Annotated in this window: 50 protein-coding genes and 1 pseudogene; 5 read left to right on the top strand and 46 right to left on the bottom strand. The window is 63.2% G+C overall.

The features are described 5' to 3' along the window. Positions 1–139 precede the first annotated feature (139 nt). The 41 genes from BLU62_RS33535 to BLU62_RS02320 all read right to left on the bottom strand — a co-directional run bounded on the left by BLU62_RS33535 (position 140) and on the right by BLU62_RS02320 (position 17,110). Complete coding sequence (locus BLU62_RS33535) at positions 140–778, bottom strand: hypothetical protein (protein ID WP_244278039.1); 639 nt, start codon at positions 776–778, stop codon at positions 140–142. Beyond that, positions 775–975: a hypothetical protein gene (locus tag BLU62_RS02495; protein ID WP_074848254.1), complete on the bottom strand. Its 201-nt coding sequence runs from the start codon at positions 973–975 to the stop codon at positions 775–777. Before BLU62_RS02495 ends, BLU62_RS33535 begins: the two co-directional genes overlap by 4 nt. Beyond that, a complete protein-coding gene (locus BLU62_RS32755) occupies positions 972–1,148 on the bottom strand; it encodes a hypothetical protein (RefSeq protein WP_159441522.1) in 177 nt (58 codons plus the stop codon). The genes BLU62_RS02495 and BLU62_RS32755 overlap by 4 nt, the downstream gene beginning before the upstream one ends. Then, the gene (locus tag BLU62_RS02490) at positions 1,145–1,330 is read right to left on the bottom strand and encodes a hypothetical protein (protein ID WP_074848251.1); all 186 of its coding nucleotides are present in this window, start codon (positions 1,328–1,330) and stop codon (positions 1,145–1,147) included. Before BLU62_RS02490 ends, BLU62_RS32755 begins: the two co-directional genes overlap by 4 nt. Further along, positions 1,327–1,548 carry a hypothetical protein gene (locus BLU62_RS32245; protein WP_139179930.1) on the bottom strand — a complete coding sequence of 74 codons (222 nt, stop codon included), beginning with the start codon at positions 1,546–1,548 and terminating at the stop codon, positions 1,327–1,329. The genes BLU62_RS02490 and BLU62_RS32245 overlap by 4 nt, the downstream gene beginning before the upstream one ends. A 106-nt stretch (positions 1,549–1,654) precedes the next feature. Next, the gene (locus BLU62_RS33530; protein WP_244278017.1) at positions 1,655–1,876 is read right to left on the bottom strand and encodes a RusA family crossover junction endodeoxyribonuclease; all 222 of its coding nucleotides are present in this window, start codon (positions 1,874–1,876) and stop codon (positions 1,655–1,657) included. A 149-nt stretch (positions 1,877–2,025) separates the two neighbouring features. Further along, positions 2,026–2,412 (bottom strand): hypothetical protein, encoded by a 387-nt coding sequence (locus tag BLU62_RS02480; protein ID WP_074848055.1) that lies wholly within the window; start codon positions 2,410–2,412, stop codon positions 2,026–2,028. Continuing rightward, positions 2,409–2,792 (bottom strand): hypothetical protein, encoded by a 384-nt coding sequence (locus tag BLU62_RS02475; protein WP_074848249.1) that lies wholly within the window; start codon positions 2,790–2,792, stop codon positions 2,409–2,411. The genes BLU62_RS02480 and BLU62_RS02475 overlap by 4 nt, the downstream gene beginning before the upstream one ends. Positions 2,793–2,899: 107 nt before the next feature. Then, the gene (locus BLU62_RS02470; protein ID WP_074848247.1) at positions 2,900–3,277 is read right to left on the bottom strand and encodes a hypothetical protein; all 378 of its coding nucleotides are present in this window, start codon (positions 3,275–3,277) and stop codon (positions 2,900–2,902) included. After that, on the bottom strand, positions 3,278–3,481 hold the full coding sequence (locus tag BLU62_RS02465) for a hypothetical protein (protein ID WP_074848037.1): 204 nt from the start codon (positions 3,479–3,481) through the stop codon (positions 3,278–3,280). After that, positions 3,478–3,771, bottom strand: a complete 294-nt coding sequence (locus tag BLU62_RS02460) for a hypothetical protein (protein WP_074848039.1) — start codon at positions 3,769–3,771, stop codon at positions 3,478–3,480. Before BLU62_RS02460 ends, BLU62_RS02465 begins: the two co-directional genes overlap by 4 nt. Positions 3,772–3,810: 39 nt before the next feature. Next, on the bottom strand, positions 3,811–4,179 hold the full coding sequence (locus BLU62_RS02455; protein WP_139179959.1) for a hypothetical protein: 369 nt from the start codon (positions 4,177–4,179) through the stop codon (positions 3,811–3,813). A 535-nt stretch (positions 4,180–4,714) separates the two neighbouring features. Beyond that, the gene (locus tag BLU62_RS02450) at positions 4,715–4,963 is read right to left on the bottom strand and encodes a helix-turn-helix domain-containing protein (protein ID WP_074848042.1); all 249 of its coding nucleotides are present in this window, start codon (positions 4,961–4,963) and stop codon (positions 4,715–4,717) included. Between the two features lie 399 nt (positions 4,964–5,362). Next, complete coding sequence (locus tag BLU62_RS02445) at positions 5,363–6,025, bottom strand: hypothetical protein (protein WP_139179929.1); 663 nt, start codon at positions 6,023–6,025, stop codon at positions 5,363–5,365. Between the two features lie 54 nt (positions 6,026–6,079). After that, on the bottom strand, positions 6,080–6,274 hold the full coding sequence (locus BLU62_RS02440; protein ID WP_074847821.1) for a hypothetical protein: 195 nt from the start codon (positions 6,272–6,274) through the stop codon (positions 6,080–6,082). Further along, the gene (locus BLU62_RS02435) at positions 6,271–6,540 is read right to left on the bottom strand and encodes a hypothetical protein (RefSeq protein WP_074847819.1); all 270 of its coding nucleotides are present in this window, start codon (positions 6,538–6,540) and stop codon (positions 6,271–6,273) included. Before BLU62_RS02435 ends, BLU62_RS02440 begins: the two co-directional genes overlap by 4 nt. A 365-nt stretch (positions 6,541–6,905) precedes the next feature. Then, on the bottom strand, positions 6,906–7,340 hold the full coding sequence (locus BLU62_RS02425) for a hypothetical protein (RefSeq protein ID WP_139179898.1): 435 nt from the start codon (positions 7,338–7,340) through the stop codon (positions 6,906–6,908). After that, positions 7,337–7,555: a hypothetical protein gene (locus BLU62_RS02420; RefSeq protein ID WP_074847813.1), complete on the bottom strand. Its 219-nt coding sequence runs from the start codon at positions 7,553–7,555 to the stop codon at positions 7,337–7,339. Before BLU62_RS02420 ends, BLU62_RS02425 begins: the two co-directional genes overlap by 4 nt. After that, positions 7,555–7,914: a YegP family protein gene (locus BLU62_RS02415; RefSeq protein WP_074847811.1), complete on the bottom strand. Its 360-nt coding sequence runs from the start codon at positions 7,912–7,914 to the stop codon at positions 7,555–7,557. Before BLU62_RS02415 ends, BLU62_RS02420 begins: the two co-directional genes overlap by 1 nt. Continuing rightward, the gene (locus BLU62_RS02410) at positions 7,911–8,213 is read right to left on the bottom strand and encodes a hypothetical protein (RefSeq protein WP_074847809.1); all 303 of its coding nucleotides are present in this window, start codon (positions 8,211–8,213) and stop codon (positions 7,911–7,913) included. Before BLU62_RS02410 ends, BLU62_RS02415 begins: the two co-directional genes overlap by 4 nt. A gap of 156 nt (positions 8,214–8,369) precedes the next feature. Further along, positions 8,370–8,717: a hypothetical protein gene (locus BLU62_RS32240; RefSeq protein WP_074847827.1), complete on the bottom strand. Its 348-nt coding sequence runs from the start codon at positions 8,715–8,717 to the stop codon at positions 8,370–8,372. Then, on the bottom strand, positions 8,714–9,544 hold the full coding sequence (locus tag BLU62_RS02400; RefSeq protein ID WP_074848069.1) for a hypothetical protein: 831 nt from the start codon (positions 9,542–9,544) through the stop codon (positions 8,714–8,716). Before BLU62_RS02400 ends, BLU62_RS32240 begins: the two co-directional genes overlap by 4 nt. Further along, positions 9,541–9,927, bottom strand: coding sequence for a WhiB family transcriptional regulator (locus BLU62_RS02395; RefSeq protein WP_244277997.1), 387 nt, complete (start codon positions 9,925–9,927; stop codon positions 9,541–9,543). The genes BLU62_RS02400 and BLU62_RS02395 overlap by 4 nt, the downstream gene beginning before the upstream one ends. A gap of 147 nt (positions 9,928–10,074) precedes the next feature. Beyond that, positions 10,075–10,617: a DNA N-6-adenine-methyltransferase gene (locus tag BLU62_RS02390; protein WP_244277996.1), complete on the bottom strand. Its 543-nt coding sequence runs from the start codon at positions 10,615–10,617 to the stop codon at positions 10,075–10,077. Then, positions 10,614–11,207, bottom strand: a complete 594-nt coding sequence (locus BLU62_RS02385) for a metallophosphoesterase family protein (RefSeq protein WP_074847833.1) — start codon at positions 11,205–11,207, stop codon at positions 10,614–10,616. Before BLU62_RS02385 ends, BLU62_RS02390 begins: the two co-directional genes overlap by 4 nt. Beyond that, entirely contained in the window at positions 11,207–11,425 is a 219-nt protein-coding gene (locus BLU62_RS02380) for a hypothetical protein (protein WP_074847835.1), read from the bottom strand. Before BLU62_RS02380 ends, BLU62_RS02385 begins: the two co-directional genes overlap by 1 nt. Then, the gene (locus tag BLU62_RS02375) at positions 11,422–11,859 is read right to left on the bottom strand and encodes a hypothetical protein (RefSeq protein ID WP_074847837.1); all 438 of its coding nucleotides are present in this window, start codon (positions 11,857–11,859) and stop codon (positions 11,422–11,424) included. The genes BLU62_RS02380 and BLU62_RS02375 overlap by 4 nt, the downstream gene beginning before the upstream one ends. Before the next feature lie 166 nt (positions 11,860–12,025). Further along, positions 12,026–12,235 (bottom strand): hypothetical protein, encoded by a 210-nt coding sequence (locus BLU62_RS02370; RefSeq protein WP_074847839.1) that lies wholly within the window; start codon positions 12,233–12,235, stop codon positions 12,026–12,028. After that, positions 12,232–12,948, bottom strand: a complete 717-nt coding sequence (locus BLU62_RS02365; RefSeq protein WP_074847841.1) for a DNA-methyltransferase — start codon at positions 12,946–12,948, stop codon at positions 12,232–12,234. Before BLU62_RS02365 ends, BLU62_RS02370 begins: the two co-directional genes overlap by 4 nt. Continuing rightward, complete coding sequence (locus BLU62_RS02360; protein ID WP_074847843.1) at positions 12,945–13,190, bottom strand: hypothetical protein; 246 nt, start codon at positions 13,188–13,190, stop codon at positions 12,945–12,947. Before BLU62_RS02360 ends, BLU62_RS02365 begins: the two co-directional genes overlap by 4 nt. Continuing rightward, positions 13,177–13,359, bottom strand: a complete 183-nt coding sequence (locus tag BLU62_RS32235; RefSeq protein ID WP_139179899.1) for a hypothetical protein — start codon at positions 13,357–13,359, stop codon at positions 13,177–13,179. The genes BLU62_RS02360 and BLU62_RS32235 overlap by 14 nt, the downstream gene beginning before the upstream one ends. Further along, positions 13,356–13,604: a hypothetical protein gene (locus tag BLU62_RS02355; protein ID WP_074847845.1), complete on the bottom strand. Its 249-nt coding sequence runs from the start codon at positions 13,602–13,604 to the stop codon at positions 13,356–13,358. The genes BLU62_RS32235 and BLU62_RS02355 overlap by 4 nt, the downstream gene beginning before the upstream one ends. Next, on the bottom strand, positions 13,601–13,768 hold the full coding sequence (locus BLU62_RS32750) for a hypothetical protein (RefSeq protein WP_159441495.1): 168 nt from the start codon (positions 13,766–13,768) through the stop codon (positions 13,601–13,603). The genes BLU62_RS02355 and BLU62_RS32750 overlap by 4 nt, the downstream gene beginning before the upstream one ends. Further along, a complete protein-coding gene (locus tag BLU62_RS02350) occupies positions 13,765–13,986 on the bottom strand; it encodes a helix-turn-helix domain-containing protein (protein WP_074847852.1) in 222 nt (73 codons plus the stop codon). Before BLU62_RS02350 ends, BLU62_RS32750 begins: the two co-directional genes overlap by 4 nt. Then, entirely contained in the window at positions 13,983–14,213 is a 231-nt protein-coding gene (locus tag BLU62_RS02345; protein ID WP_074847850.1) for a hypothetical protein, read from the bottom strand. Before BLU62_RS02345 ends, BLU62_RS02350 begins: the two co-directional genes overlap by 4 nt. Beyond that, the gene (locus BLU62_RS02340; protein WP_074847847.1) at positions 14,210–14,437 is read right to left on the bottom strand and encodes a hypothetical protein; all 228 of its coding nucleotides are present in this window, start codon (positions 14,435–14,437) and stop codon (positions 14,210–14,212) included. Before BLU62_RS02340 ends, BLU62_RS02345 begins: the two co-directional genes overlap by 4 nt. Beyond that, complete coding sequence (locus tag BLU62_RS02335) at positions 14,434–14,979, bottom strand: DUF7304 family protein (RefSeq protein WP_425284521.1); 546 nt, start codon at positions 14,977–14,979, stop codon at positions 14,434–14,436. Before BLU62_RS02335 ends, BLU62_RS02340 begins: the two co-directional genes overlap by 4 nt. Before the next feature lie 3 nt (positions 14,980–14,982). Beyond that, on the bottom strand, positions 14,983–15,894 hold the full coding sequence (locus tag BLU62_RS02330; RefSeq protein WP_244278006.1) for a hypothetical protein: 912 nt from the start codon (positions 15,892–15,894) through the stop codon (positions 14,983–14,985). 3 nt (positions 15,895–15,897) lie between these two features. Next, positions 15,898–16,683, bottom strand: a complete 786-nt coding sequence (locus tag BLU62_RS32230; protein WP_139179908.1) for a hypothetical protein — start codon at positions 16,681–16,683, stop codon at positions 15,898–15,900. Next, positions 16,680–16,859: a DUF7324 family protein gene (locus tag BLU62_RS34765; RefSeq protein WP_425284520.1), complete on the bottom strand. Its 180-nt coding sequence runs from the start codon at positions 16,857–16,859 to the stop codon at positions 16,680–16,682. Before BLU62_RS34765 ends, BLU62_RS32230 begins: the two co-directional genes overlap by 4 nt. Beyond that, complete coding sequence (locus tag BLU62_RS02320) at positions 16,856–17,110, bottom strand: helix-turn-helix domain-containing protein (RefSeq protein ID WP_074847921.1); 255 nt, start codon at positions 17,108–17,110, stop codon at positions 16,856–16,858. Before BLU62_RS02320 ends, BLU62_RS34765 begins: the two co-directional genes overlap by 4 nt. A 271-nt stretch (positions 17,111–17,381) precedes the next feature. Between BLU62_RS02320 and BLU62_RS02315 the strand changes: the two genes are divergently transcribed. Genes BLU62_RS02315 through BLU62_RS02300 form a run of 4 tightly spaced genes read left to right on the top strand, consistent with a single transcriptional unit; the run spans position 17,382 to position 19,224 of the window. Beyond that, on the top strand, positions 17,382–18,143 hold the full coding sequence (locus tag BLU62_RS02315; RefSeq protein ID WP_074847923.1) for a hypothetical protein: 762 nt from the start codon (positions 17,382–17,384) through the stop codon (positions 18,141–18,143). A 54-nt stretch (positions 18,144–18,197) separates the two neighbouring features. Next, positions 18,198–18,614: a hypothetical protein gene (locus BLU62_RS02310; RefSeq protein ID WP_074847925.1), complete on the top strand. Its 417-nt coding sequence runs from the start codon at positions 18,198–18,200 to the stop codon at positions 18,612–18,614. Next, positions 18,611–18,799 (top strand): DUF3263 domain-containing protein, encoded by a 189-nt coding sequence (locus BLU62_RS02305; RefSeq protein WP_074847949.1) that lies wholly within the window; start codon positions 18,611–18,613, stop codon positions 18,797–18,799. The genes BLU62_RS02310 and BLU62_RS02305 overlap by 4 nt, the downstream gene beginning before the upstream one ends. Before the next feature lie 20 nt (positions 18,800–18,819). After that, positions 18,820–19,224, top strand: coding sequence for a hypothetical protein (locus tag BLU62_RS02300; protein ID WP_074847958.1), 405 nt, complete (start codon positions 18,820–18,822; stop codon positions 19,222–19,224). On the opposite strand, the gene BLU62_RS34490 is transcribed toward BLU62_RS02300, so the two are convergent. From BLU62_RS34490 to BLU62_RS02280, 5 genes and pseudogenes are all read right to left on the bottom strand, one after another. Next, complete coding sequence (locus BLU62_RS34490; protein ID WP_244278012.1) at positions 19,221–19,433, bottom strand: hypothetical protein; 213 nt, start codon at positions 19,431–19,433, stop codon at positions 19,221–19,223. The genes BLU62_RS02300 and BLU62_RS34490 overlap by 4 nt on opposite strands. Positions 19,434–20,004: 571 nt before the next feature. Then, a pseudogene (locus BLU62_RS34760) lies at positions 20,005–20,205 on the bottom strand (N-terminal phage integrase SAM-like domain-containing protein); the annotation flags it as partial. Continuing rightward, complete coding sequence (locus BLU62_RS33515; protein ID WP_244278038.1) at positions 20,178–20,441, bottom strand: hypothetical protein; 264 nt, start codon at positions 20,439–20,441, stop codon at positions 20,178–20,180. The gene BLU62_RS33515 and the pseudogene BLU62_RS34760, both read right to left, overlap by 28 nt. 809 nt (positions 20,442–21,250) lie before the next feature. Beyond that, positions 21,251–21,466 carry a hypothetical protein gene (locus BLU62_RS02285; RefSeq protein WP_074848242.1) on the bottom strand — a complete coding sequence of 72 codons (216 nt, stop codon included), beginning with the start codon at positions 21,464–21,466 and terminating at the stop codon, positions 21,251–21,253. 99 nt (positions 21,467–21,565) lie between these two features. Then, positions 21,566–21,757, bottom strand: a complete 192-nt coding sequence (locus BLU62_RS02280; RefSeq protein WP_074848240.1) for a hypothetical protein — start codon at positions 21,755–21,757, stop codon at positions 21,566–21,568. An 875-nt stretch (positions 21,758–22,632) separates the two neighbouring features. Between BLU62_RS02280 and BLU62_RS02275 the strand changes: the two genes are divergently transcribed. Further along, positions 22,633–22,860, top strand: coding sequence for a hypothetical protein (locus BLU62_RS02275; RefSeq protein ID WP_074848029.1), 228 nt, complete (start codon positions 22,633–22,635; stop codon positions 22,858–22,860). Positions 22,861–22,892: the final 32 nt, after the last annotated feature.

Below are 22,892 nucleotides of genomic sequence, written 5' to 3'. Positions count from 1 at the left end.
CGTCAAGTCATCTCGGCATGTCATGAGGCTCGTTGCCTGCGCTGATGCTTGCCGTGGGCTGTGAGCACATCGCCCAGCAGATAGAACTTGGTCCCAGACGCGTGGTCGACACTGTCCGCCTTCAGCTTTCCCTGGTTGATCAGAGTCCGCATACGGCGGGCATTGAGCCCTTCGCCCATCTCCCCAGCTTGTGAGCCACCGTGTCGATCGTGGACAGCGTGACGACCTGCTTGTATGCCGCAGCGACTTTCACGTCATCGACATTGATCGTGTCATCGGGGGGCAGGTCCACCATCGCTGTGATGTCGTGGGCGAACCCCTCGATCTCATCGGCCCACTCGACGCAGCCCTCGGTCATGGCGAAGGTGATGACATGCACCCGTAGCCATCTTGTGAGCACGGATAGGGCGCGGTCGTCATAGCCCACGGGGATGCGCTTCTCGTCGGCCTGTAGTGGGCCAACGAAGGCGGGCCGGTGGGTGTAGCCGACTGGCATGTAGTCCATGCCTCGCGTCTCGCAGGTGTGGCGGACGGCGGTGGTGAGAGTGTTCTCCAGCTTCGCCGCAAACTCCTGCGCACCCTCATGGGCCGGCGCCTTTGCTCGCAGCTTCTTGGGGCGGCGGAATGACGCGAGGTCCCGGCGTCCGATTACTGCTCTGCGAGTGAGGGTGTCAGCCAAGTCTTCGAGGTGTGCCTCGATCGTGACCAGCGCCTCGGTGAGGCGGCGTTGCCCGTAGCGATCCAGGAAGAGTCCGCTGGTGTCGTGGTCGTTGTTCACTGCTGGGTCTCCTTGGTTGCCGTGAGCCATGCTGTCGCGTCGAAAGGGTCATCGGGTATCTGCCAGAAGTCGGGGTCGTATCCGGCGGCGAGGGCCACCGCGAGCTTGTCCTTGTGTGGCCCGTTGTAGCTGCGGTAGTGGTGGCGGGCTCGGGATGGCTCCCGCAGTAGCGGTACCCGATTCACAATGCGGGTCACAGGGACTCCTCGATGTCGTGTTGCAGGTATCCATCACGCGATAGCCGCCAAGTCACGGTCTCGGCGACGTAGCCGCGCATGTCCCGGATTTGCTCTGTGGTGAAACCGTCGAGTTCGTTTTCGATGGCGTGTTCTACGGCGCGGAGGAGGGCTGCCGTGCATGCCGCGGTCATGACGCCACTTCCTCACGCAATGCGGAACATTCATCCAGTGCCCGGTGGTAGTCCCGGAACACCATCCACTCATTCCAGGTGTATCGGCTTCCGTCACGCCAGATAAGGCGGCGTTGAAGCTCCCACAGCTGCAACCCGTTCAGGCCGTCACGGGGAACGACGCGGTACTCGTAGCGGCTCATGGGGTCTCCTTGATCGTGCAGGGGTGGCAGTAGGGGTGGGCTTGGAATGCGGGGGTGTGGAAGCGTTCGTAGCCGACATCGAAGGTGCTGCCGCAGGGGCATTCGGCTGCGATTTGGCCTGCGTGGTTGGTGCCGGCCAACCGGGACCGCACCGCCGCAGTGTGGGCCGGGTAGTTGCGGGCATCCACATTCACCATCGACTGCACGGGGCGGCTCACGACTCCTCCTCTTGGCATTCGGGTCCACACGAGACGGGTGGAGGACAGTCGCGTTGGCACACGAAGCACCAGGCGGGTGGGGTGAGGGAGAGAGCAAGCTGGTCGGTCACTGCGCCTCCTCGATGTGTAGTTCGAGCCACAACCGGCCCCGCTCCCCCTTCTCGGCGGGATGGATGGTCGGCATCTGCTTGGTCATCAGATCCGGTGTGTCATCAGCAACCAGGCCGGCGTCCACCAATCCGTCGCAGGCGGCTTTCAATGTGGGGACAAGGTTGTCGGCGTCGCGGCGGCGAACATCACGTGGCGTGTAGTGGAGGCTGACGTCCACGTGGGCGCAGTTTTGCGGCACGCGCGCATTCCGGGCTAGGACGTACACCGCTTGACGCACAGAGGCCACCACAGCCGCCTTCTTCCGCCAATGCATGCGCTGATTCTCAGTGAGGGGTGGACGTGCGTAGGGCAACTCGACAATGACGCTCATGCTGGCCGCCCGTCGATCTGGATACCGAAGTTGCCCGCGAAGTTCGCGATCTTCCGGTCGATCTTCGCCTCATGCAGAGCGCGCTGTTCCGGATCGGCCTGCGCCCGAGATGACCACTCCTGGCGAACCTCTCGCGCCCACTGCACGATCTCACCCGGCTCCGGGGCGTCTTGATGTTTGATGGCGCGGCGCTCCACAGCCTCCAGTAGCTCAGGTAGGTCGAGTTTGTAGCGGGCGAACATGCGAGCCCACACGATCGCGATCTCCTGGGCTTCCTTCTCGGACTTCGGGCGGATCGCGGTGCGGCGGTGGACAAACGCGGTGTGCTTGAGTACTTGGCCGGCGTCTGCCACGTTCTGCGGTGTGAGGTCGATTCGGTTCATGAGAGTTTCCTCTGTGCTTCGGTGGCTGCGGCTTGGGCGGGTTGGATGACGCTGGTTTCCCAGATGTCGGTCTTGGTGGGTTCGGCGGTTCTGCCGTTGTTCTTCAGGACGTCGGAGACGAGGTGCGGGAGGAGTCCGGGGTGTCCGTCACGGTTGGCCCATCTTCGAAGTGCTTCCTCGATGACGGGGCGGTCGTAGTGGCGGAGTTTGCGGATCTCGTTGACGAGTGCTTGTTCGACTTTGGCGGGGAATCTTTGGCCGACGTGAGTGCGGATGAAGGTCAGTTCTGTCGATGAGCCTTTGGCGGGGGTTGTGCGTGTGCTCGTTTCGATCTCGCTGGGCACGTAGTCGTCGATCGGCGGTTCGTCCGGGAGGGGCACACACTCTTCCCCCGTTCCCTTTCCCCCGTTCCCTTTCCTACTTCCGGCGCCGAAACGTCCGACACTTTCGTCGGAGATTCCGTCACTGTCGCTCGGAGATTCCGCATCTACGCCTTGACCTGCACCTTTGGAGTTCGCGACGGCCCGCTCGGCTGCTTCGACCAGCCCTTCGCGTGGCTTAGCTCTTTTCTCGGTCCGCTGATGCTTGGACCACGACGGATGGCGTAGAAGGGGCGTCCTTCGTGCCGGAAGTACACGACGCCGAAGTGGTCCGAAACGTCCGAGAGAAGTCGCGGATAATCCGACACCGGTATTTCATCGTTAGGAAAGGCGAACCCGATGACCCGAACCGGAGTGGCATCTCCGATGCCGTAGTCGTCGGCCCAGTTCCACATTGCGATGAACAGCAGGCGGGTGCGCAGGTCTGCGCCGGCGGTGTCAGCCGAGTCCCAGAAGTCGGGTTTGATCGTTCTAATTCGTGGCACCTACCGCACCTCCCCTCGTGGTGGGGTGTAGTCATGCCGGTACTTGCGACCCAACCCTTCGGGAGTGGCCCAGTGTTCGCGGCCGGTGTGGCAGTTGCGCATACGGATACCGCGGTTGCCGAGGCCGCTGGCGTCGGAGTCAGCAACCACCTCGTAGGGGATGCCGGTCTTTTTGTGGGTCCAGAACGATCCTTCGAGGCTCACTGTTGGTCCTCCGCCCCATCAGCGAACGACCGGATCGTGCGTTCAACCACACCCATCCGCTGGGCGACAACCTGTGCGCACACTGCATGGCGGGCGTCCATTTCCCACTGGTAGCGGGCTTCGGCGTGCACCACGTCGGCGGCGGCGTTCAGTCCGGAGGTGCGGTCTAGGCCGTGCGCCCGGATCAGCTTCGCCATGTCCTCGGCCTGAGGCATTGCCTGCTCCACGGAGACCGGTGCCTGGGTTGCGATGTACTCGGCTAGTAGGGATTCCAGAGAAGGAACAGACATCAGGCCACACCCCCGCCTTCGGGAGAACGGTGGTAGCCGTCAGGGTGTGGCAGATACCCGCCGTCCAAAACCCGTAGCCGTGGTGCTTCCGGTCAGCGCCGCGACAATCAGGCTCAGTGCAATAGGTGACAGGCAGACCGTTCTCATCGAGACCGCGGCGAGCAGATCCGGGCAGGTCAGCTCGAACTCGCCGTCGTCTCGATGTACCTCTCGGTCGTACTCGAAGGCGGCGTGGCGGCACTTCTCACGAAGGTGGAAGGTCACCGTCCCGAGGCCATACAGGTTGCGTTCGAATGTGATTACGCGCTGCCGCCTGGTTACGGGCTCTTGGCAGGACGGGCAGACGCCGGGAGTGCCATACCGCTCGAAGGTCTTGCCGCTGTGTTCAGCGATGGTGTCGATGACCACATGCTGGCAGGGCATCAGATCGCGGCAGGTGCCGCAGATGGGTAGTGCTCGGCAATCCTCGGCCAGCCGACGTCCTTCCAGAATCCGACTGACTTCCGGTCGGTGCCGGTGGTTGGTTCTGCGTCGGTCGCTGTGTGCTCAACTACCCATACGGTGCGGCCGTCACGTGTGTCTTCGCGGACGCTGACGATTCGGCGGAGGGTGCCGGGTGTGTTTGGGTTGCATCCCGGATTACAAGTTCACCCACCTCTGGTGCGCGGTAGGTCCACTGGACGCCCATGGCTTGGAGGCGGTTGTGCCTCCATCGTGGTCTACTCAGGTAGGTGGAGATGTAATCTGTCATTGGCTGAACTCCTTCGCAGTTCGGTCAGTGGCCGGGTGTTCACAGCACCCTGGCCACCCCTCATTCTACCCCGATGGTGGGTTTTCCCGTTGTGCCACAGCAGGATTCGCGCCTTCGGGTAGCAGGGGTGGGAGTATCCGGAGTCGGGGTAGTAGCCAGTCGATGACGGCTTCGAGGGGTTGCAGCGGCAGGTCACAACTCACCCCCGACGGTGTCTTGGCGAGCGTCATTCGCTGTATTCAGCGCGACAAAGAGTCGGTCCCAGGTTGCTACCGAGGCACCGGCGCGTCCGTTGATGACCTGCGACAGGTGCTTTTCGCTGACGCCGGCGCGACGCGCGAGATCGCCCTGCGAGACTCCGGTCTCGGCAAGTCGGGTCCTCAGTGCGACGGCGAGGTTGTCGGCGAGCGATCCTGCACGCCACTCCGGAATGTCGCTCACGACTCACCCCGACGATGCGGGCGAGCGGCTTCCATATCTCATAGACCGGTTCGTCGTGGTGGTGTTCCGTCCACGACCACTCGGCGATTAGCTCCCGTACCCGTTGGATGGTGGCGTCTCGGTTGGCGATGCGGGACTGTAGTTGTCCGTGCCGGTATGCGGCAGCATCGAGGTCCGCCTTCGCCTGGTCGAGTTCGGCGAGCAGAGCGGGCACCAACTCGGGTGTAGCGGCAATGAACTCGGCGTCGGCGGAGGACGTGATCAGCCCTGCAACTCGCGGACCCCATACGCTCCCGGCGAAGACGCCGACAGACTCGCGTGTGGTGCCATCCCAGGGTTCTGCTTCCCACGGCCCGGGTGTGATGCCTTCGAGCAGCTTCCTTGCTTCCTCTGCGGCGCTCATCGGTCACCCCGCAGAAGCCCAGCGATATGGGCGGCAATCTCGCGACACTGCCGCCCCGGCGCAAACCCTTCGCGGCCTTCATCCCACTTCCGATAGGCCATATCCATTTCGGCGGCGTCACTTTCTCGGGTGCGCGCTGAGTCGTGGGTGCCGATTGGGCCGGGGTATAGGCGTCGGTACAGCTCGCGGGCGATCCTCTCCACCACATCGTCTGCGGTGGCCTCAGATTCGAGACGACGGGCAGCATTGCGGAGTTCGTCGGCGTTGAACGGGCCGAGAGCCGCTTCAGCACGGAATTTGACTCCCAACTTGAGTGCCCGGTCGATCAGGATGTTCGCCGCGAATCTCAGGTGCTCGGGGTTGCCGGCGTCCGGTGCGGGGAGGTCGCGGGCTTTCTCTGCTTCCGCCCGCCAGTGATCCCGATCAGCAGCGACAGTGGTGATACGCGCGTCGATCTGGTCGGACCACGACCCCGCTCCCGCGCGTAGGTGGCGGTAGATTTCAGGGTGGCGCAGTATCCGCAGGTAGGTGTCGGCTTGCTGTCTCAGTGGCGACATAGGACGCAGCTGGTCTTCGAGTTCGGCGATGCGTGCCTCCGCCTTCTCCAGGAGTCGCCGGTCCACCAGATACGTCGGACGCCCATACCCATCACGGGTCACATAGCTGTTGCCGCCGTGGATGATCGGGGATCACCAACAGGACCGAAACCGATGTCAGACATCGAATGCCGCCTTTCTGACGAAGTCGTGGCCCAACAGCTCCCCTAGGGCCAGGCGTGTGATGTGGGCGGTGCGTTCGCGCGCCCGGTGAGAGTTGAAGCCGCAGAGGCATTCAGTGCCGTGGAAGTGGTGCACGCTCTCGACCGCGTATAGCGCCTCAGCGACCGCCTTTTCGTCTGCGTCGCTCATCTCGGCTCCTCCGCAACATCAGCAGCAGACGCCAGGGCGGATGCGAGTTCGCGGGCATCCTCAGGCGTATTGCGAGGGTCCTCGAAGTAGAGCCGCACCACCCGCTTGCCTCGGGCGGCCATCACTTCCCCGTCCAGCCACTCGGCGCGGTCGTCGTCTTCGCCGCCCGGTTCCGCCTTGGGTAGTAGGTGGTAGTGCTCAGACAGAGCAGCGATGACGTGGGCAGTGGTAGTGCTCAGACAGAGCAGCGATGACGTGGGCACCATGCTCGGCGTCGTTGATGTAGTAGTCGGGGCCGCAGGTGCAGCACACGCCACCTGCCCACTCGTACGACTGGTGTGCCGCCGCGATCTCGGCGGGTGTGGGTGTCATGGGGTATCTCCCAACTCGTCAGAGGAATAGATGAGGGGTGCGGTGCGGCAGGGCCATTCCTGGTAGCAGCCCGAGCACAGCGTCAGGTGTTCGGGATCGGTACAGTCGTCGCGTTCGGGGCAGCCGTCGAGCCGATGCAGTTCCCGGAGTGGTGCGAGGGCTTCACGGGCACCACGCAGGGCGTACCTTCCCGGGCCGACGAAGTGCGAGACGCCATGCGGTTCACACGCCCTCTGTGCTGCGTCTACGGCGGGATCGGTCATGACTCCCCCCGCAGCTTTGCAACTACCCATCGGGCGACATGGCCGACATCTTCGGGATGGACGGTGCCGTGAGGTGTGTCCCCGTAGGGCAGCCACAGCGACACCGCGTTCTGGTCCAACACCTCGATGATGGCGTCGCGTACTTGCTCGGCTGTGAACTGTTCGGCCTTCTCCACCACATCGTCTGCGGTGGCCTCAGATTCGAGACGGTCAGCGGATAAGCGATTGACGTCAGCATTGAGGGCGGCACGGTCGTTGCATACCTGGTCGAAGATGAGCCGCTTCCTTCTCAGCGCCACTTCGAGTTCGGCGATGCGTGCCTGCGCCTGCTCCAGGTCTTCGGCCGGCACCAACGTCTGCCCGTTCGACCAATCAACAGGTCCGGGTGGGAAGAAACCCGGTACAGCGGACACACCAAGGATGCGAGTCATGACACACCGCCGCCGTTCAGGCCCAGCCGATCTCGCAGTTCGTCACAGAGAGGACTGCCGTTCAGGTTGTATGTCTGCTCCGTGAGGGCGATGGTGAGTGTGCGAATCTCGTAGGCGATGGCGAACCATGCGGACTGCTCAGCCGTCATGGCCGCGTAGTTATCGGTGAAAGGGTTTCCCGGCAGGTTGCGGGATACGGGGTTGTCCTCGCTCATCAGTAGAGTGCTCCGATCTTGTCGATGTCTCCGTGGCGGTCGAGGATCACCACACGCCACGGGCAGACGAGCATCTGCCGTTCTTGCCCACGCGGGACCACGTCGTAGTTGATGCCACCAACCTTCAACCGCGCCGCGTACTGGGTGTCGATGGCGTTGAGAGCCCCCGACCTACGCCGATAGCCTTCCCCCTGAGCGAGGATCTGACCGTTGCGGGACTTACACCGCCAACGCCACTCGGGATGTCTGGCGACCACGCTCTTGGCATCGAGGTCGACCTGCAAGATCTCGTCCTCGTACACCTCGATGGTGCCGCGATACTCAGACACCTTCTCCGGGATGTTCTCGTAGACGATCACTGGACCTCCACCACCCCACCCACCAGAGCGGCCTGACGCTTGGCAGCGCGCACCGCATTCGACTTCGTGTCATACGTTTTCGGGGAGATGGCGCCGGCGCTGCCGTTGCGGGCGATCTGCGCCCACTGGTAACCCTTCCGGGTTCTCGTCACCACCACACGCACAGCAGTTCTCGCCGACGCCAAGGGCTGCACGACGTAGCCGCCATTGCCACCCGAGCCTCCGCCGACAGCCTGCACCTTGACCACCTCAACCGCCTTGAACGCCTCGCCGTCGAAAGCCTTCTTGTTGTTGCTCATTCGTTGTCTCCTTTGGTTCTCCCCACGCAGGGGATGTGTCGTGTCTTCTCTGCACCTGTTGCGGGGGAACGGAGTACGCAAAGCTCCCCCGGCCTGGCCGCGCACTCAGGGCACGGCCTCTCGATCGCCCCCCACAGGAGGTAGGACTCCGGAACCTCAGCCCACCGCATCGCACACCTCGACCCCGCCGGCATCATCGAGCAACGCCCACCGGCCCGACAGCAGGACAGCCACATCGCTGGACGGCTGCCGGAACTTCGACACCAACCAGCCCTTCGCGTACGCCTGCGCCGGATTGCGGCCGATGAAGTCATGGCAGCCGCGGCACACCAGCAGACAATTCGACAGGGCGTTGATCTGTGGGTCTTTCGATCCGCCCATGCCGCGGTTAGCTCGGTGGTGATAGTCCTGCCCTGTGCCGGTACACCAGTCGGTTTGGACTTCGCAGCGACCCATCGCCCGCACCGCAGCAGCAGCCTTCACATCCGCAGAGAAGCCCGTCATGACGCCGTCTTCCTCTGCTGCCACGCCACCGACGTCAACGCTGCCGGACAACGCCGCCCATGCCGCTCATACCGGCGCTTCATCGACGCCGGCAGCATCCCCACCCGACGCGATGCCTCCTCCGCCCCAACACCCATCGACAGCAGATACTCGAAGTCGGAGAACAGGTCTTCGGCAGTGCGGGGTTTGTCCACCACTTCCGGCTCATAGGTGGGGTCATCGATACGGTCCTCATCCCACGCCAACGGAGGCAACCAACCTTTCGCCTTCGCCCGATGCCGCGCCTTCCGATCAGTTCCGGGAACCATCTGCAACTGCGCGAACAAGGACGTCACATCCCGTGCTCGACGAACCGCAATGTTGCGGGACTGTCCGAGGAACAACTCCGAAGTGCTGCCATTCTCCGGCCAACCCAGACGGCTGATCAGATCCGTCTGCGAATACCCGTTCGCCACCAACGCCTGCAATCGGCGGGTTGTGCCCAGGGCGGGGACGCGGTCCTGTCGCACAAACTCGACACCGGTACGCGGAACAGGGATTTGGAGGATGCGGTCGGCGGTAGCTTGGCGGACCTGTTTGCTCGGACCGTATCCGCGTTGCCCGTACAGCAGATGCTGGATGGTGCTGTGCGGGACGCCGAACTCCTCTTCGAGCCGTTTGTTCCCCACTCCTGCGTCACGCAGCTTGAGGATGTGCTCGCGTACAGGCTGGGCGTCGACCAGGTCGGGAGTCCAACGTCCGTAGGCGCGTTGCCGGCGGTGGTGTTGGGCGTAGTGCATTTCGCACATGCCGCGCGCTTTGACGGGCTTCCCGCATTGGCAGGTCATGCCGCCCCCTGCTTCCACATGGCCTGACGTTCACGCGGAGTCGTACCCCCAACCACACCGTGCGGTTCACGGTTGTCCAACGCCCACTGCAAACACACCTCCCGGCGGTCACAGCCGGCGCAGATCCGTTTCGCGTCAGCGGTTTGCGTCACCCCGTAATGGGAGGGAAAGAACGCGTCCGGGTCTGAGGAGGCGCAGGGAGCGCCCTCATGCCAGGCCGGCGGTTTCGGCAGATCAGAAACATTCCGGTTGCGGTTCAACACATTCGCACCGGGGAACGTGTTCGACGACCCCAACGCCTGCTTCTTCTCGTCCAGGGTGTTGGATCTTCTGCCCTGATCCATTCGGGTGGTGGAGGGTTCGATGTGGAAGCCGTTACTCATGGGTGTATCTCCTGAGGATGTCTTGAGCGTCGTGATGGGCCAGGCAATTCGGGCATGGGATGATGTCGCCGGTGCGGTCTCCCCAGCGCATACGGACCATGTGGCCGTAGCCGAGATCGAAACCACACACCCCGCAAATAGGGCGGCTCATGACGCCTCCTCGAAGAGGGATGGTTGGTCGTCAACTGCCGTGATCGACCAGCCATGGACGAACGCGCCAGGGAGTCCGCTGTCGAGCAGTCGGCCCGCGTCATCTGTCCCGTATGCGACGAGGCAGGACGGTGCGCCGCTGTTCGCCGCGGCCTTCGATCCATCGCGGTGGTGGAAGGTGAGCCGCCCTTCGAGGAACAGCACTGCGGTCGCCCGCCGCCACACCTGCGCCTGGAATCCGGCGGTCTCGGTGCGGGCGAAGATCAGTGCGGTGCCGGTGCCGTGGTTGGCGAGCCGGTCGAGCCACCGCCACACATTGGAGTAGGGCGGGTTGCACCACACGCGCCCTTCCCACGGCAGTGTGAGTCCGTCGTCGGGTAGTCGGTAGTGGTGGCGTGCGGTCGTCCAGTTCGCTTCTGCCGGTGCGGCGCACGGGTCGAGGTCGAACGGGCCGAGGGCGTCGAGGACGTGCGGTGGTGTCAGCCACACGTCGTCCCCGGTGGTGGCGCACTGATGCGATCCCATCGCCCGCCCGCTCACGACGCCTCCTGTGCGCCGAGTTCGTCGGCCAGGGTGGTTTGCGCCGCATCATGATCCGGGACAGACATGATCGCCTTCCCCTTCTCCTGCACCTCACGAGTCAGCGGCACCAGCACCGCAATCCCGGCAGTCTTCAGATCGACATTGCGGGTGGTCATCGCCCACTCGGCGAACTCCTTCGTCACCATCCCCGCAGCCGTCACAGCCTCAGCCAGTTCGCGTTGCGCCCGCTGCGCCGGCGTCTGCTGACGGTTCCGGACCTCCTCCGACGACGCCACACCCTTCTTCGTGTCCGCCGCCAACGCTGCGACGATCGCCCTCCCCCACGCCGCGGTCTCAGCGTTCTGCATCTCCGAGTCACGGGTGAAAGATGTGGGGCCGGGGATGGGTTCCCACGCGGTACCGATACCGGGACGCTCATCATCCGGCGTGCGGTAGGCGGCGGCGGTGAACGCGAGGAAGCTCTTGCCGCCAACCTCAAGAACTTCGTATCGCACCTGCTGGAGAGAGCCGGTGGGGTGCTGGTTGCGGAACTCAACAATTCGGGTCGCGACATCGACGTAGTCGAGGGGGCCTTTGTAGTCGGGCATCAGAGGTCTGCTCCCGCCCTGGAGGGGATGACCTCGAACCCGTTGCCGTCAGCCTTGATCCAATCCCCCGGAAGGGCAGTCACACCATCCACCCGTAGCTGGAGTTGGTGGGGTTTGGGGCGGACGATCATGCCGCCACACCACACGGCGATGTCGAGCATCGTGCGGTAGCGGTCAGACCACGAACCGCTGCTGGGAAGCTGTCTCACAGAGTTCACAGCGCACCACCGAAAGATCCGAGACGGCTGCTGCGTCGGCGGAACTCGCCCTCATCCTGGACCGTGACGTGGTACCGGGTGGTGGCGCGGGATTCCAGAACCTCCCGCAGTGAAGCGGCCTGCGCGAGGGTGGCGTGCACCTGGGCGCGCGCTGCGACCTCCGAGTGCTGGGTGGTCGTGAGGTTGCGGTCGTGCTCGATGAACGCGAGCATCCTCTCCGCTTCGGCGTAGTGCTTCTGCGCCGGGGTGACTTCCGGATTGATCAGGGCGTAGGCGATGCCGTTGGGCGACATCATGCATTCGCACTTGCCGACCCCGCACGCACCCCCCGGATCGGTGCCGTGCGGGTCGATGCCGTGGCCGCACTCCGGGCACAGGACGACATCACGCCCTGTGAGCCGGAACAGTTCGTCCTGGCTAATGTCTTCGGTCATTGTTGTCTCCATGGGTCTTGTTGCCCGTAGGCAGGATTGGGGAACAGTTCTTCCGGCTCGACCGGGTCGTCCGGGAGAACATCTCCAGGTCCGGGTAGGTCGTAGGGGTATTGGGGGCCGCGCCACCGGAACCCGCCGGCAGCATGGGTGCGGTTCGACATGAACCTCACGCCGCCGCCTTCGCTCTCGCCACCAACTCGAACAGCCGCTCAGCCACCAGGCCTGCACGATCAACGGGGGCCTGGGGGTGGTCGGCGTCGGGCCAGGTGACGAACTCGGTGCGTCCGTTCACCCACGCCCAAAACAGGTGGAGGTCTGGGAGGTGTTGCACCCACATGTCGACACCGTCGATCTGGCGGTGCTCCGCGGCACTCATGACGCATCCCCGAAGTCGAGAGCCATCGTCTGATTACTGAGGCGTTTCGCAATCAGCTCGCAGTAACGCTCCTCAAGCTCGACACCGACCGCCTTACGGTTTTCGTTCGCCGCAGCAATCAACGTGGTGCCCGAACCGGCGAACGGGTCGAACACCGTTTCCGAGGCGTTCGTGAACAGGCGCACCCAGTCCTCCACCATTGGCAGCGGTTTCGCCGTCGGGTGACCGGTGTTCTGCACGACGGGGTACGTCCACACGCCAGCCTTGCCACCCCCGTTCCAGGCCGGTTTGGTGTCGGCGCGGTGTAGAAATGAAATCGCTTCCCAGCCTTGCCCGGGACGGTCGGCACTGATCTGCGGCATCGGGTTGGGCTTCACCCAGACACCGATGCGCAGCGAGCGCAACCCGACCGGCGGACCCTGGTCGAAGGCGAAAGCGTGCGCGTAATCAAGCGACGTGACCACCCAACTCGCCGAGACCCGCCCACACTCGGCGAGTACGGCCCGCAGGTCAGCGTCAGAGATCGCCGCGAACGTGACGGCCTTTATGCCATGACCAGCACCCCTGTTCGTCTTTGCCATTCCGTGTGTGCGTTCGGTGTACGGCGGATCCGTGATCACCACATCGACCGACCGATCTGCCATGTCTGCCATGACCTCTCGGCAGTCGCCGTGGTAGAGGGTGACCAGGTCGTCCTGGTAGTAGATGCTCATGGCTGGGCCTCCTGCGCTGCGAGGAACACCAGCACGTGATCGCGGGTGATCCATGGCGACGATTGCGGCTCCACCTTCAACACCCGACGCCCGTAGAAGTCGGTGAGGACCGCGCTACACCCGGCAGCCGAAACCTGCATCGAGGACATGAAGCCGTGCGTGAATGCCTCGGAAGCGAGGTCGGCTTCCACCTCCACGATGTCGCGTGCCGTCCGAAACGCCTGCATGTCAACGACGCTCACGGGTCACCTCCACCGCGCACGGCTCACACACCGTCACGTTCTTCCCCGCCCGCCCATCCGGGAACACCAGGTATTCGCGGACGTAGCCGATCAATGTGCCTACGGGGTAGTCGGTGCGGCATTTGGGGCACCAGCCGGCATAGCGGGCTTCCACTGCACCGCTGCTCACTGGTCGACCCCCTCGTCTTCGATGTCGTAGGAGCGCTGGAGGATTGAAAGCAGCGCGTACTCGACCGACTTCGAGTCCTGCTTGGCTGCGTAGTGCGCTATCTCTGCACGCAGCCAGAGGAGTTGCGCCTCCTTGCGCTGGTAGTACTTGTCGAGCTGGTTCTGGGTGTGTTGTGCGTCGGCGATCTGCTGCTGCACGATCGCGCCATACAGCTCGGACCCGAAGATGGTTTCGGCCCCGCTCACTGGTCGACCTCCTGGGTGGGCATGCAGAACCCGACCACCGTCATCAGCAACAGGACCGCGACGATCACGAACGCCACCAGTTCTTCCGGTCCGAGAGGTGGGAGGATCGCCCACACCCCCAACACAAGACACGCATACGCGGGAACCCAGATCGCGGCCTTCACGACGCCGCCCTCTCACCCGGAGCCGGCTGCGGCAGCGAGTTCCGCCACCGCACACACTCTTCGTGGTCGATAAAGTACTTGCCGCCCCCCTCACGCAAGGTTCGGAACAGGATTCGCCCCTCGACATACTCGCGGCGAAGGGTCTTCTCGGAGACTCCCAGGATTTGGGCGGCCTCCTTCAGGGTGTACTGAAGGGGCTGAAGGTTTCTGTCGTTCATGACGCCTCCAAGGTTCTGGTGGGGATGGGGGTTCGCTTGAGCAGGGTGAGCAGCGCATCGATGTGCTGCCACAGTTGCGGGCGGGTGAGTTCGATGGCGTCGTCCTCACCCGGCGGAAAGATCACGAAGACGGGTTCCCCTGTGGCGGGAATGGTCGTGACGTGATGGGTACCCGTCAAGCCGTCGATGGGGATGGGCGGAACCTCATGCAGCGGAAGATCACTCATGCCGCACCGCCGATGATGCGTTGCAGGACGATCCGCCCCGACGGAGTCAGATCACCGTGGGCCACCAGATCATTGAGGGCAGTGCGCAGCCGACTCGACTTGAGTGCTTCGCGTGCGGCCAACACCATCCAGTACTCCGGCGACTCCTCCGGGTCGAACGGGCGTAGCGGAGACGACTGCTCCCACGCCTTACGCGCAGCCTCCACAGCAGGATCGGTGCTCATGCCGCACCGCCGATACGGTCCAGGTGGGAATCGTCCGGCCCAGGCCACACAATCCGCGACGACCGCTCCACAACCGCTGTCGCACCATACGATTCGATGAGCTTGGCCCTAGACTTCGCGGAGGACAACGACTTGTACTCGCGCTTAGTGGACGGCCAGTGGAAGCGTCGACTCCCGAACTGCGCGATATACCCCGGATCGGGGTCCCACCCCTCGGGTTCCCAGTCAGGGTTGGGGTACCCGAACTCCTCACCGGTGTCGTCGGTGTAGAAGGTCAGTGCCCCTTCGGGATAGCTCGTGATCGCAACTCGGTAGAGGTAGTAGCCGCCGCTGGGCTCACGCCAGTCCGGATCGGCCTCCTGCATTGCTCTGTACACGTCGCGTAGCTCGGCGAGCGTGAGAACCACTTCACCCCGGCCGGACGGGGACTCAACCGACAGGTACGCCAGGTCGAGGCCGCTCACCTCACCGAGCGATACGTGGACCTTCCTGTTTTCATCTGCTACTACAGGGACTGGATCTGCGTAGTGCGAGAAGGACATGAGTCAGACCGCCTCGGGGAAGGACTCGCGCGTCCAGGCCCCGCCTCTGGGCATCTGCAGCTTGGACGTGTTCCCACCACGGCGCCAGTGGTTCCAGGCCATCACGAAGTAACCAATGAGATCACGGTCGCTGACGTTGACTTTGCCTTCGCGGATACGATCGAGTCGGTCACGCAGGGCGAGAATGGGATTGCCGGACTGGAGCCCGGCGCCTGAGTAGAGTCCTTCGCTGAACTCGCGAGCCGCTTCGCCGTCGATCAGTCGGAACTGCAGCAGCACTGCAAGGGTCACGCTGGGTCGGCACTTGACGCGCCGGAGACGCTGACTGGCAAGGTCCTGAAGGATGGCCATCTCGACCGGGTGCTCGGCGGCCCAGGCGACTACCTCCGGGTTGCTGATCTTGCTTGCGACCTTCTGATCGCCGAAGAACGCCATACGCTGCCACTCCAGGTAGACCCGGATGCCGCCTGCGACGATCCTCGAATCAGTCGAACCAAGAAGCCCTTCGAGGACCAGTTGGTCGCCGGCCGTCCGGGTTGTCCCTTGATCCATCGTGCTTTGTGTGTCTGCGGGGAGCCCGCGTACAACCAGGAAAGGAATGGCCGGAAAGTTGTCGTCCATCCGGGCGAGTGCAGTCAGCCGGTGCTGCCCATCGAGGAGGACATCATCGATCGACCACTTGATGGCTTCTCCGTTGTACTTCCAGCGTCCGGAAGTCATCTCGGCCATGAGACGCACTACCTGTGACTCTTTGATCGGTCGGTTGTGTGTGTTCTTCGCGAGTACACGACGCGCCATCGCCGGGTCGACGAAGATGGTCGACGCCGACGGCTTCTGCGGTGTCACACCGACGGACGCGAGATGCTGGCTCTTACGGTGGAAGTCGCCTTCGGAAGTTTTCTGCCAGTTCGACATGGGCTATCCTTCTAGTTGTGTGATGACGCTGTTGAGTGCGTCGCGGACGCGGATCAGATCGCTGAGGTTGGACGCCTTGATCTGGTCCTTGTTCCTTTTCAGGCGGTCGTCGGCGGCGAGCCGGTTGACCGATTCGACAGCGCGCTTCAGGTTGAAAGTCGCGGAGTCGAAAGCATCTGTGATGGGCCGACGCTTCGGCGTGGCCGGTTGTGCCGGTGCGGGGGTCGGCGTGGGAGCGTTGAGTTCAGCGAGGGCGGCATCGGTGAAGCCGGGGGCGATCTCGACCGGCTCGGCCTCAACCTCGGCATCGATGTCGGGTTCCGGATCGATCCGGCGGCTGCCGATCTCGCTACGGATCGCCGCCGCGGTCGGCCTACCCCCGGTGGCCTCGTTGACCTTCGCCATAACATCCACGGCTTCAGCGGGGTCAAGGCCTGTCAGCTCCCGCGCCTGCCCCTCATTGGCCGGAAGTGCCGGTGTGTCACCAATTGGTGACGTCGCCATCTCCAGGGCGGCTTCCATGCCGTCAACAACGGTCGCCGCACTCATGAGGTCATAGGCCCGCTTACGGCTAAGGTTCCACCGGCTCTGGCAGTACACCTCGAACGACGCATACTCGTGCCGATAAAGGCGATCGTCACGGATCTTCGCCAGGGCGCGGCCTATCTCGATGAACGACTCGAGACCTCGCTCGATGACAGACTCTTGCTGCTCGAGGTCATCTCTCAGTGCTGACAACTGATCGGCAGCGGCGACCGGCTCGCCGGGCAGATAGCTCGGGTAGCTCATCGGTTCACTCCCTCTACTGGTTTGGTGACCGGGGCGGCTCCCCCCGCCCCGGCCTGCGCGGGCTCCTGCGAGAGGGAGGGGGCCTGCGCGCTCCCGCACCGGCAGCGGTCAGCACGGGAGTGATCTACGAAGTCGGCAACGAGTGCTCGGACAACCGACCGCGGGTGCTCGATCACGCGACCACCCGCCGTTGATTGCTATTACGTCCATTGCTAGCGGATGCGTGCTCCACGAAAAGGAGATGCAGAGGCACGTCGAGAGCCTCCGCGATGCGTTCGGCCAACTGCGGTGTGCACGTGGTCTTGTTCTCGGCGCAGAGGTGCCCAATGAAGCTCTTTGAGCATCCGGCATACCGCCCAAGCCTGGCCATCGAAAATCCGCGCTGGTTCATCAGTGCTCGGAGAGTGTCCCCGGATGTGAGTTTCATCCAACTGCCTTTCGGCCATCGTTTGTATGACGCCACTTCATCCTCCATGGTCAACGGGTTGGTGTCAACTGTCGATGGATAAAACATACGACACTGGTAGACGCTTACGCAAGTAATCACAGCGTTGTAGTTCCGCAGCCAGCGGATATGATGGCGTCCAACACTGGATGAAACGGTCAACGGCAAAACGCCAATTCCGGCCGTTGTGGGGTAGACGGATGGGTGAGCGAATGACTAGCGACGTTCATACTCGGACGGCAGGCTCTGAGTCGTGAGCAAATTGTGGGAGTTCGTCCAGGCCCACCTGGACAGGACGGGAGCATCCGAGGCGGCGTTCGCACGCCAGATCGGTAGCATCCCGCAGACTGTCAACTCGTGGAAGAAGCGCGGGTTGAAGCAGCTCCCCGAAGTCGCCACTCTCCGTGCGATCTCAGAGATCACCGGCGCCAACTACGCGGACATCATTTCGGCCGTACTAACTGACATCGGGTACATCGAGGACGGCGAGCTGCCTACGGAGGCGATTACACCGAACGACCATCGGCAGATCGCTTTAGCAGCTCACCTACTTGTCGAGGCGGTTCCGAATATCGACGAACTTGATATCCCATTCGAGGACGTCTTTACGTTCGTTGGACTGGTCGAGCAGTCCGCGGGACTTCTTGGGCGCACTGGTCTCCATCAGGTAGATGACGCGACGGCGCAGGAGATTGTGGCCGAAGCCCGGAAAGCCGCGAGCAAGTATCGGCGGCTAGCACGGAGGGTGGCGGCTTCGCTCACAGGTGATGACGCGTCGGCAGATCGCCGACCGTCCGAGAGCCTGGAGGATTCCGATGCCCTACCAACTGATTCGCCCGCGTCGCCGGGAGCACCGGGCGAAGCGAGTGAAGAGCAGAAGACCACAGCCGGCGGCAAGGTCACAGCCTTGCCTTCCCGGAATCAAGTCCCCAAACCTGAGCGGCCCGAGGATGCGAAGGCCGCCCGCAAGCGGAACCCACGGTTCAAACCCCAAGACCCTGACGAATCTCATTGATGTTATTCGAGGTCAGGGCCGTTTCTGTCAGAGGTGCATGTTCCTATTTCGGACATGAACTGGCATCCCTGGCGGTCAGCCCGCGATGACTACCCGCACATCGCGATCGACTGCACACAGCGACTCTCACCCGGAACGATGGGGCTCAACGGCGAGCGCACCATCTGGATTCACCGCGGCCTCACCCAAGCGGAGAGACGGTGCACCCTCACCCACGAGCTGCTGCACCGGGAGATGCCTGACGCTGATGAGGACACGATTGAGCGTGAGACGGCTCGCCGGCTGATCACACTCCCGCAGTTGGTGGACGCCTTCCGTTGGCTTCGTCACCCGTCACTGCCTGAGCTCGCTGAGCATCTGTGGGTGGACGAGCAGACGGCGTGGACGCGGATGCAACACCTGGACCCGATCGAGGTCGCCGAGATCGAAGCGGCGACCGAGGGTGACTGGTCGTGGAGTGACGTCGCATGACGGACGAAGAGAAGGCGATGCTCGACCTGGCCGGGCGGAGATGGAACTACGCCGGCAACCTCGAGCAGAAGGTGCGAGACGAGTTCGGCATCAGCCTCACCCGGTTCTGGCAGATTGTGAACCGCCTCCTGGACACTCAGGAAGCTTTAAGCTACTCACCGCAGGTGGTGAACCGTCTGCGGTGATTACGAACCCGGAGAACCCCATGAAACGCGCCATCGCCCTGGCAGCAGCAGCCCTCTTCACCACCACCCTCGGCGCAGGAGTAGCCGACGCCGCACCCCGCGACATCACCCCGACCATCGCCTTCCCCGGCGAACACGTCCGCTACTTCTTCTCCTCCGACACCCCACGCAACGACATCGCCTACTACGCGGCCGGCGGACGTCTCGTCGTCGCCAAAGATGTGGTGTTCCAGCCCACACTGATCAACATCGGGTCCGGGCCGCGCTACCACACCCACCGGGCGTTCACCTCACCCGGCCGTCAGCTCATCGGTTCGTCGATGCAGACGCGTGGATGGTCGGCGCAGTGTCAGGTGCAGTTGGATGGCCGGACTGTCGACTCGGCGTATGTGCCGGGTCGCCGATTCGCCAACGCCAACTGCTAGACGTCGGGAAGCGCGAGTAGTTTCTCGAGTTGCCCGAGGGCGGCGCGGGTGAGGTCGGTGGAGGTGTGCGCGTACTGCCGGTGCGACGTAGTGGTGGTGTGCCCCAAGATGGCCATTCGGGTGGCTTCCTCCACGCCGGCCTCCTGCAGGAGGGTGGCGACAGTGTGGCGGGCGGCGTGCTGATCCGGCGCGTCCTCCACCTTCCCCACTACCGCGGCTTGTACACACAGCTGCTTCCAAGCGAGGGTGTCGTCGCGGGCTGGATGGCCGCCCCATCGTCCCGGGTGAACACCAACCCTGCGACGGGTTGCCCTTCTGCTCCCACAATTCGGTGAGCGCAGCAACCACGGGCGGCAGCAAGGGCACCAGCCGACGCGACCCCGACGTCTTCGTGGGCACCAGGCACGCCGTCCAGTGCACCGGGGTGAAGGTGAAGGTGTCGGGGACGTCGAACGCTTCCCGCGGATACACGTCACCTTGCGGGCGAGGGCCTTTCTTCAACTTCAACCGGGCCAACTGCCACGAGATGTCAATGACACCCACACCGAGGTCGACACGATCCCAGGTGAGGCCCAAAGCTTCGGCTTGGCGGGCACCGGTCAGTAGGGCCAATGACCAGCGGGCTGCGTCTGTTGCGTCACGTGACGCCACATGCAGAAGCACTGCCCGTGCCTGCTCCACAGTGAGGGGAACGCGCTCCTCGGAGCGGGCCTGGGGGCGGTCCATACGCTCGCACGGGTTGTTGCCGATCTTCCCGTCTTTCACTGCATCCCCCAACGCTTTCGCCAACACTGAGTAGGCGGCTTGGGCGGTGCGGGTGGTGTGTGCGTCGGCGACGTGGTTGACCATGCGGCGAACATCAGTGGGGGTGAGCTTCCCCAGCTTCTTCGACCCGACATGCGGGATGAGTTGGTGTTTGATGGTGGACCGGTAGGTGGCGAGGGTGCGGGGTTTCAGGCGTGGCGCGGCGATCGTGTCCACCCAGTAGTCCAGCCACTGGGCGACGGTGATCTGGCCGGCGTTGGGAGGATGCCGTTCGCGAGGTCTTTCCGCATGGCTGCGAGTTCGGCCACGGCGTCGGCGTATTTCTTGCGTCCACGTTGGTAGTACTTGCCGTCGGGGAGGAGGACTTGCGCCATCCACATGCCGTCGGCCCGTTGGTACAGTCCGCCTTCACCTTTCGCCCTACGGCGCTTCTTCGGGGCATATCGGCTCACTTACGTTTGTACTTACGTTTACCCCAGTCTATGCGCTGTCTAGACAAACTCGTGAAAACTTCAGTTACCTGCAGGTATTCGCTCAGCCTTGACAGTAGACCCACCATGAGCATACCCCTAAACACAGCTTCCCAAGCTGAATACGCGGGTTCGATTCCCGTCATCGGCTCCAGGTCAGAGGGCATTTTCACTCCGACGCTTACGTTTAGACTTACGTGTATCTCGCAAAGTGAGGTCCAGTCCCCTCCGTCGCGAGTCTTCCAAACTAGCTACGCGGGTTCGATTCCCGTCACCCGCTCCAGGTCAGAGACCACACAGGCTCTCGACTACAGCCACGGTTACAGCCAAGGCATTCAAGTACAGCCATCCAGCACCACGCTGGGTGGCTGTACTTGTACATACACGTCGATGGAGAGCGGCATGAGCCTTCGTAATCAGTCGATGTGCTCCAGCGCGGTGTCGGCGAACCACCACCCGTCGCCGAACAACTCCCGCGCCCATGCCGTGGCGTGAGTGAACTCCACCCGTGCAGTAGGTCGGGCACGCGTTCCTGGGCGATGATCTTCCCAGCCGCCTCGGCGTTCCCTAGTGAGGTCACCCGCACGCGGTCCCCTACCTTGAACTCAGGCATCGGTCCAGTCCTGTCGTACGAGCTTGCTGGGATCGTTGGGTACATACTCGCCAACCGTTTCGGGATGGCTGGTGGAGTTGGTGACGTAGAGGATGGCCAGTCGGTTCCAGGTACGAAGTCCACGATTCGCCCAGTGTGGTCACCGACAACAGTCCGCACACGATCCCCTACCTTGAACTCAAGCATCGTTCCCCGCCCTCGCCTGTTCCAACCGCCATTCGTGTACGCAGATCATTGCGCCGGTGTGGAGATAGCCCGTGTTGCGGGCGTCGGCGTACACCTGCGCCTCAGCTTGGGCAGGGAACAGCTCCGCATTCAACGGGCAGTCGCGGCCAGACAGGACGTTGACGGAGAACTCGCGAGCCTCCAGGTCGATCGCCGTGGTCGGCGACACGAACCTCTGAGAAGGTGTCGGGGGGTGGGCTTCACGCCGGTGTGCGGGCGGAAGTTGCGGCATCCCTGCCCGGGAACCACGAGACACTCGTCCTTGAGCTCAGGCGCGCTCACGGCTCGACCTCACCAGAGGTGATGTACACGTCTCCGTCATGGAGGACGACACTCTCGCTTCGCCGTAGTAGTAGCCGCCCGTAGGTTCAGACCACACGCCCATCTGCGCCCAGTCGATACAGGCGGTGGCATCCTGGGGCATCTGCTGCAGCTTGGCGATCAGTTCGGCTACGGTCATTCTCCTATTGTCCCAGGTTGTGGCCTATTTCTCCGGTTGACACACCCACCCTTGCCGGGCAAGCCATTAAGATCCCCACATGGGTCAACTCACAGGCAACACCGGCAATTTCGGAACGTGCGCGTGTGGATCGCAGATCATCAGCCGCGAGGAGCGAACTCAGGTACGCGCTCGGCCCACAGTCTGGGGCGCGCAGAGTGTCAGTCACCTCCGCTGACCTGCGGAGTGCGCAACGTGGCAGGAAAGTCAATGGCTGAGCGCACTCGCGAATGGTCCGGTGCCCACGCTATTCAAGGACATCCAGGAGGGTGACTTTGTGTTTGCCAAGGGCCGCTGGCGGCAGGTCACATCACGTACTGTCACAGAGCTCACCCTTGGCCTCGATCAGGTATCACTGAGTGAGTTGGTGGACGTGAATGCGGAGCGGGAGATTCTGCGTCCGTCCTGAACCAGTCCGTCCAGTCCGCACTTTGATCCGACTTTGGGGACACCAACAGACTGGCGTCTCCCCAAAGTCCTCCACCAGTCGCCGGCATTCGGGGCAGTCCGGATCGTAGGGTGGTCGGTAGATGCGGAATGCGTGGAGTCATGAGCCTTGGACGCAGCCGCGGGGTGGCGGGGTTCCCTCAACGCAAAGAAAACGCCCCACCCTCACGAAGAGGATGGGGCGTTCAAGGTTGTCCAAGTTCAGAGCGGGTGTCGCATCATGACGCTCTGCGATCGGGTTCCCAGTGTTTCCTATCAGTGGCCGGCGCATCGCGCTCCGACGATCAGTGTGTGTTCCTGAACCTCACCCGCTCTGAACTTGTGAGATAACAGTAGCATCGACTTCTGTTGCAGCGCAACACATTTCACGAAACCCGTATGATCACCTGGTGACCGATCGGGACGTACTACGCGCCGCAGCCGAAGCCATACGCGCACAGATGCGCCGCCAGCAAGCCGAAATGACACAAGCCACCGACGGCGGATGGACACCACCCGACCCCGACCTACTCGCACTCGCCGTCGAATGCGACGACGTGGTCTACTCCCAGCGCGCCGAGGCCCCGGACCTCACCGACCGGCTCGCCGCGGTACTCGGCGACGCCTGGGAGCCGTGACAGCGGTGTCCCGATTCCGGTTATGGGCGGGG

Source organism: Gordonia westfalica (genome assembly GCF_900105725.1).
Lineage (GTDB): Bacteria > Actinomycetota > Actinomycetes > Mycobacteriales > Mycobacteriaceae > Gordonia > Gordonia westfalica.
Note: the sequence above shows the minus strand (reverse complement) of the source record. Positions and strands in the feature narration are given on the sequence as shown.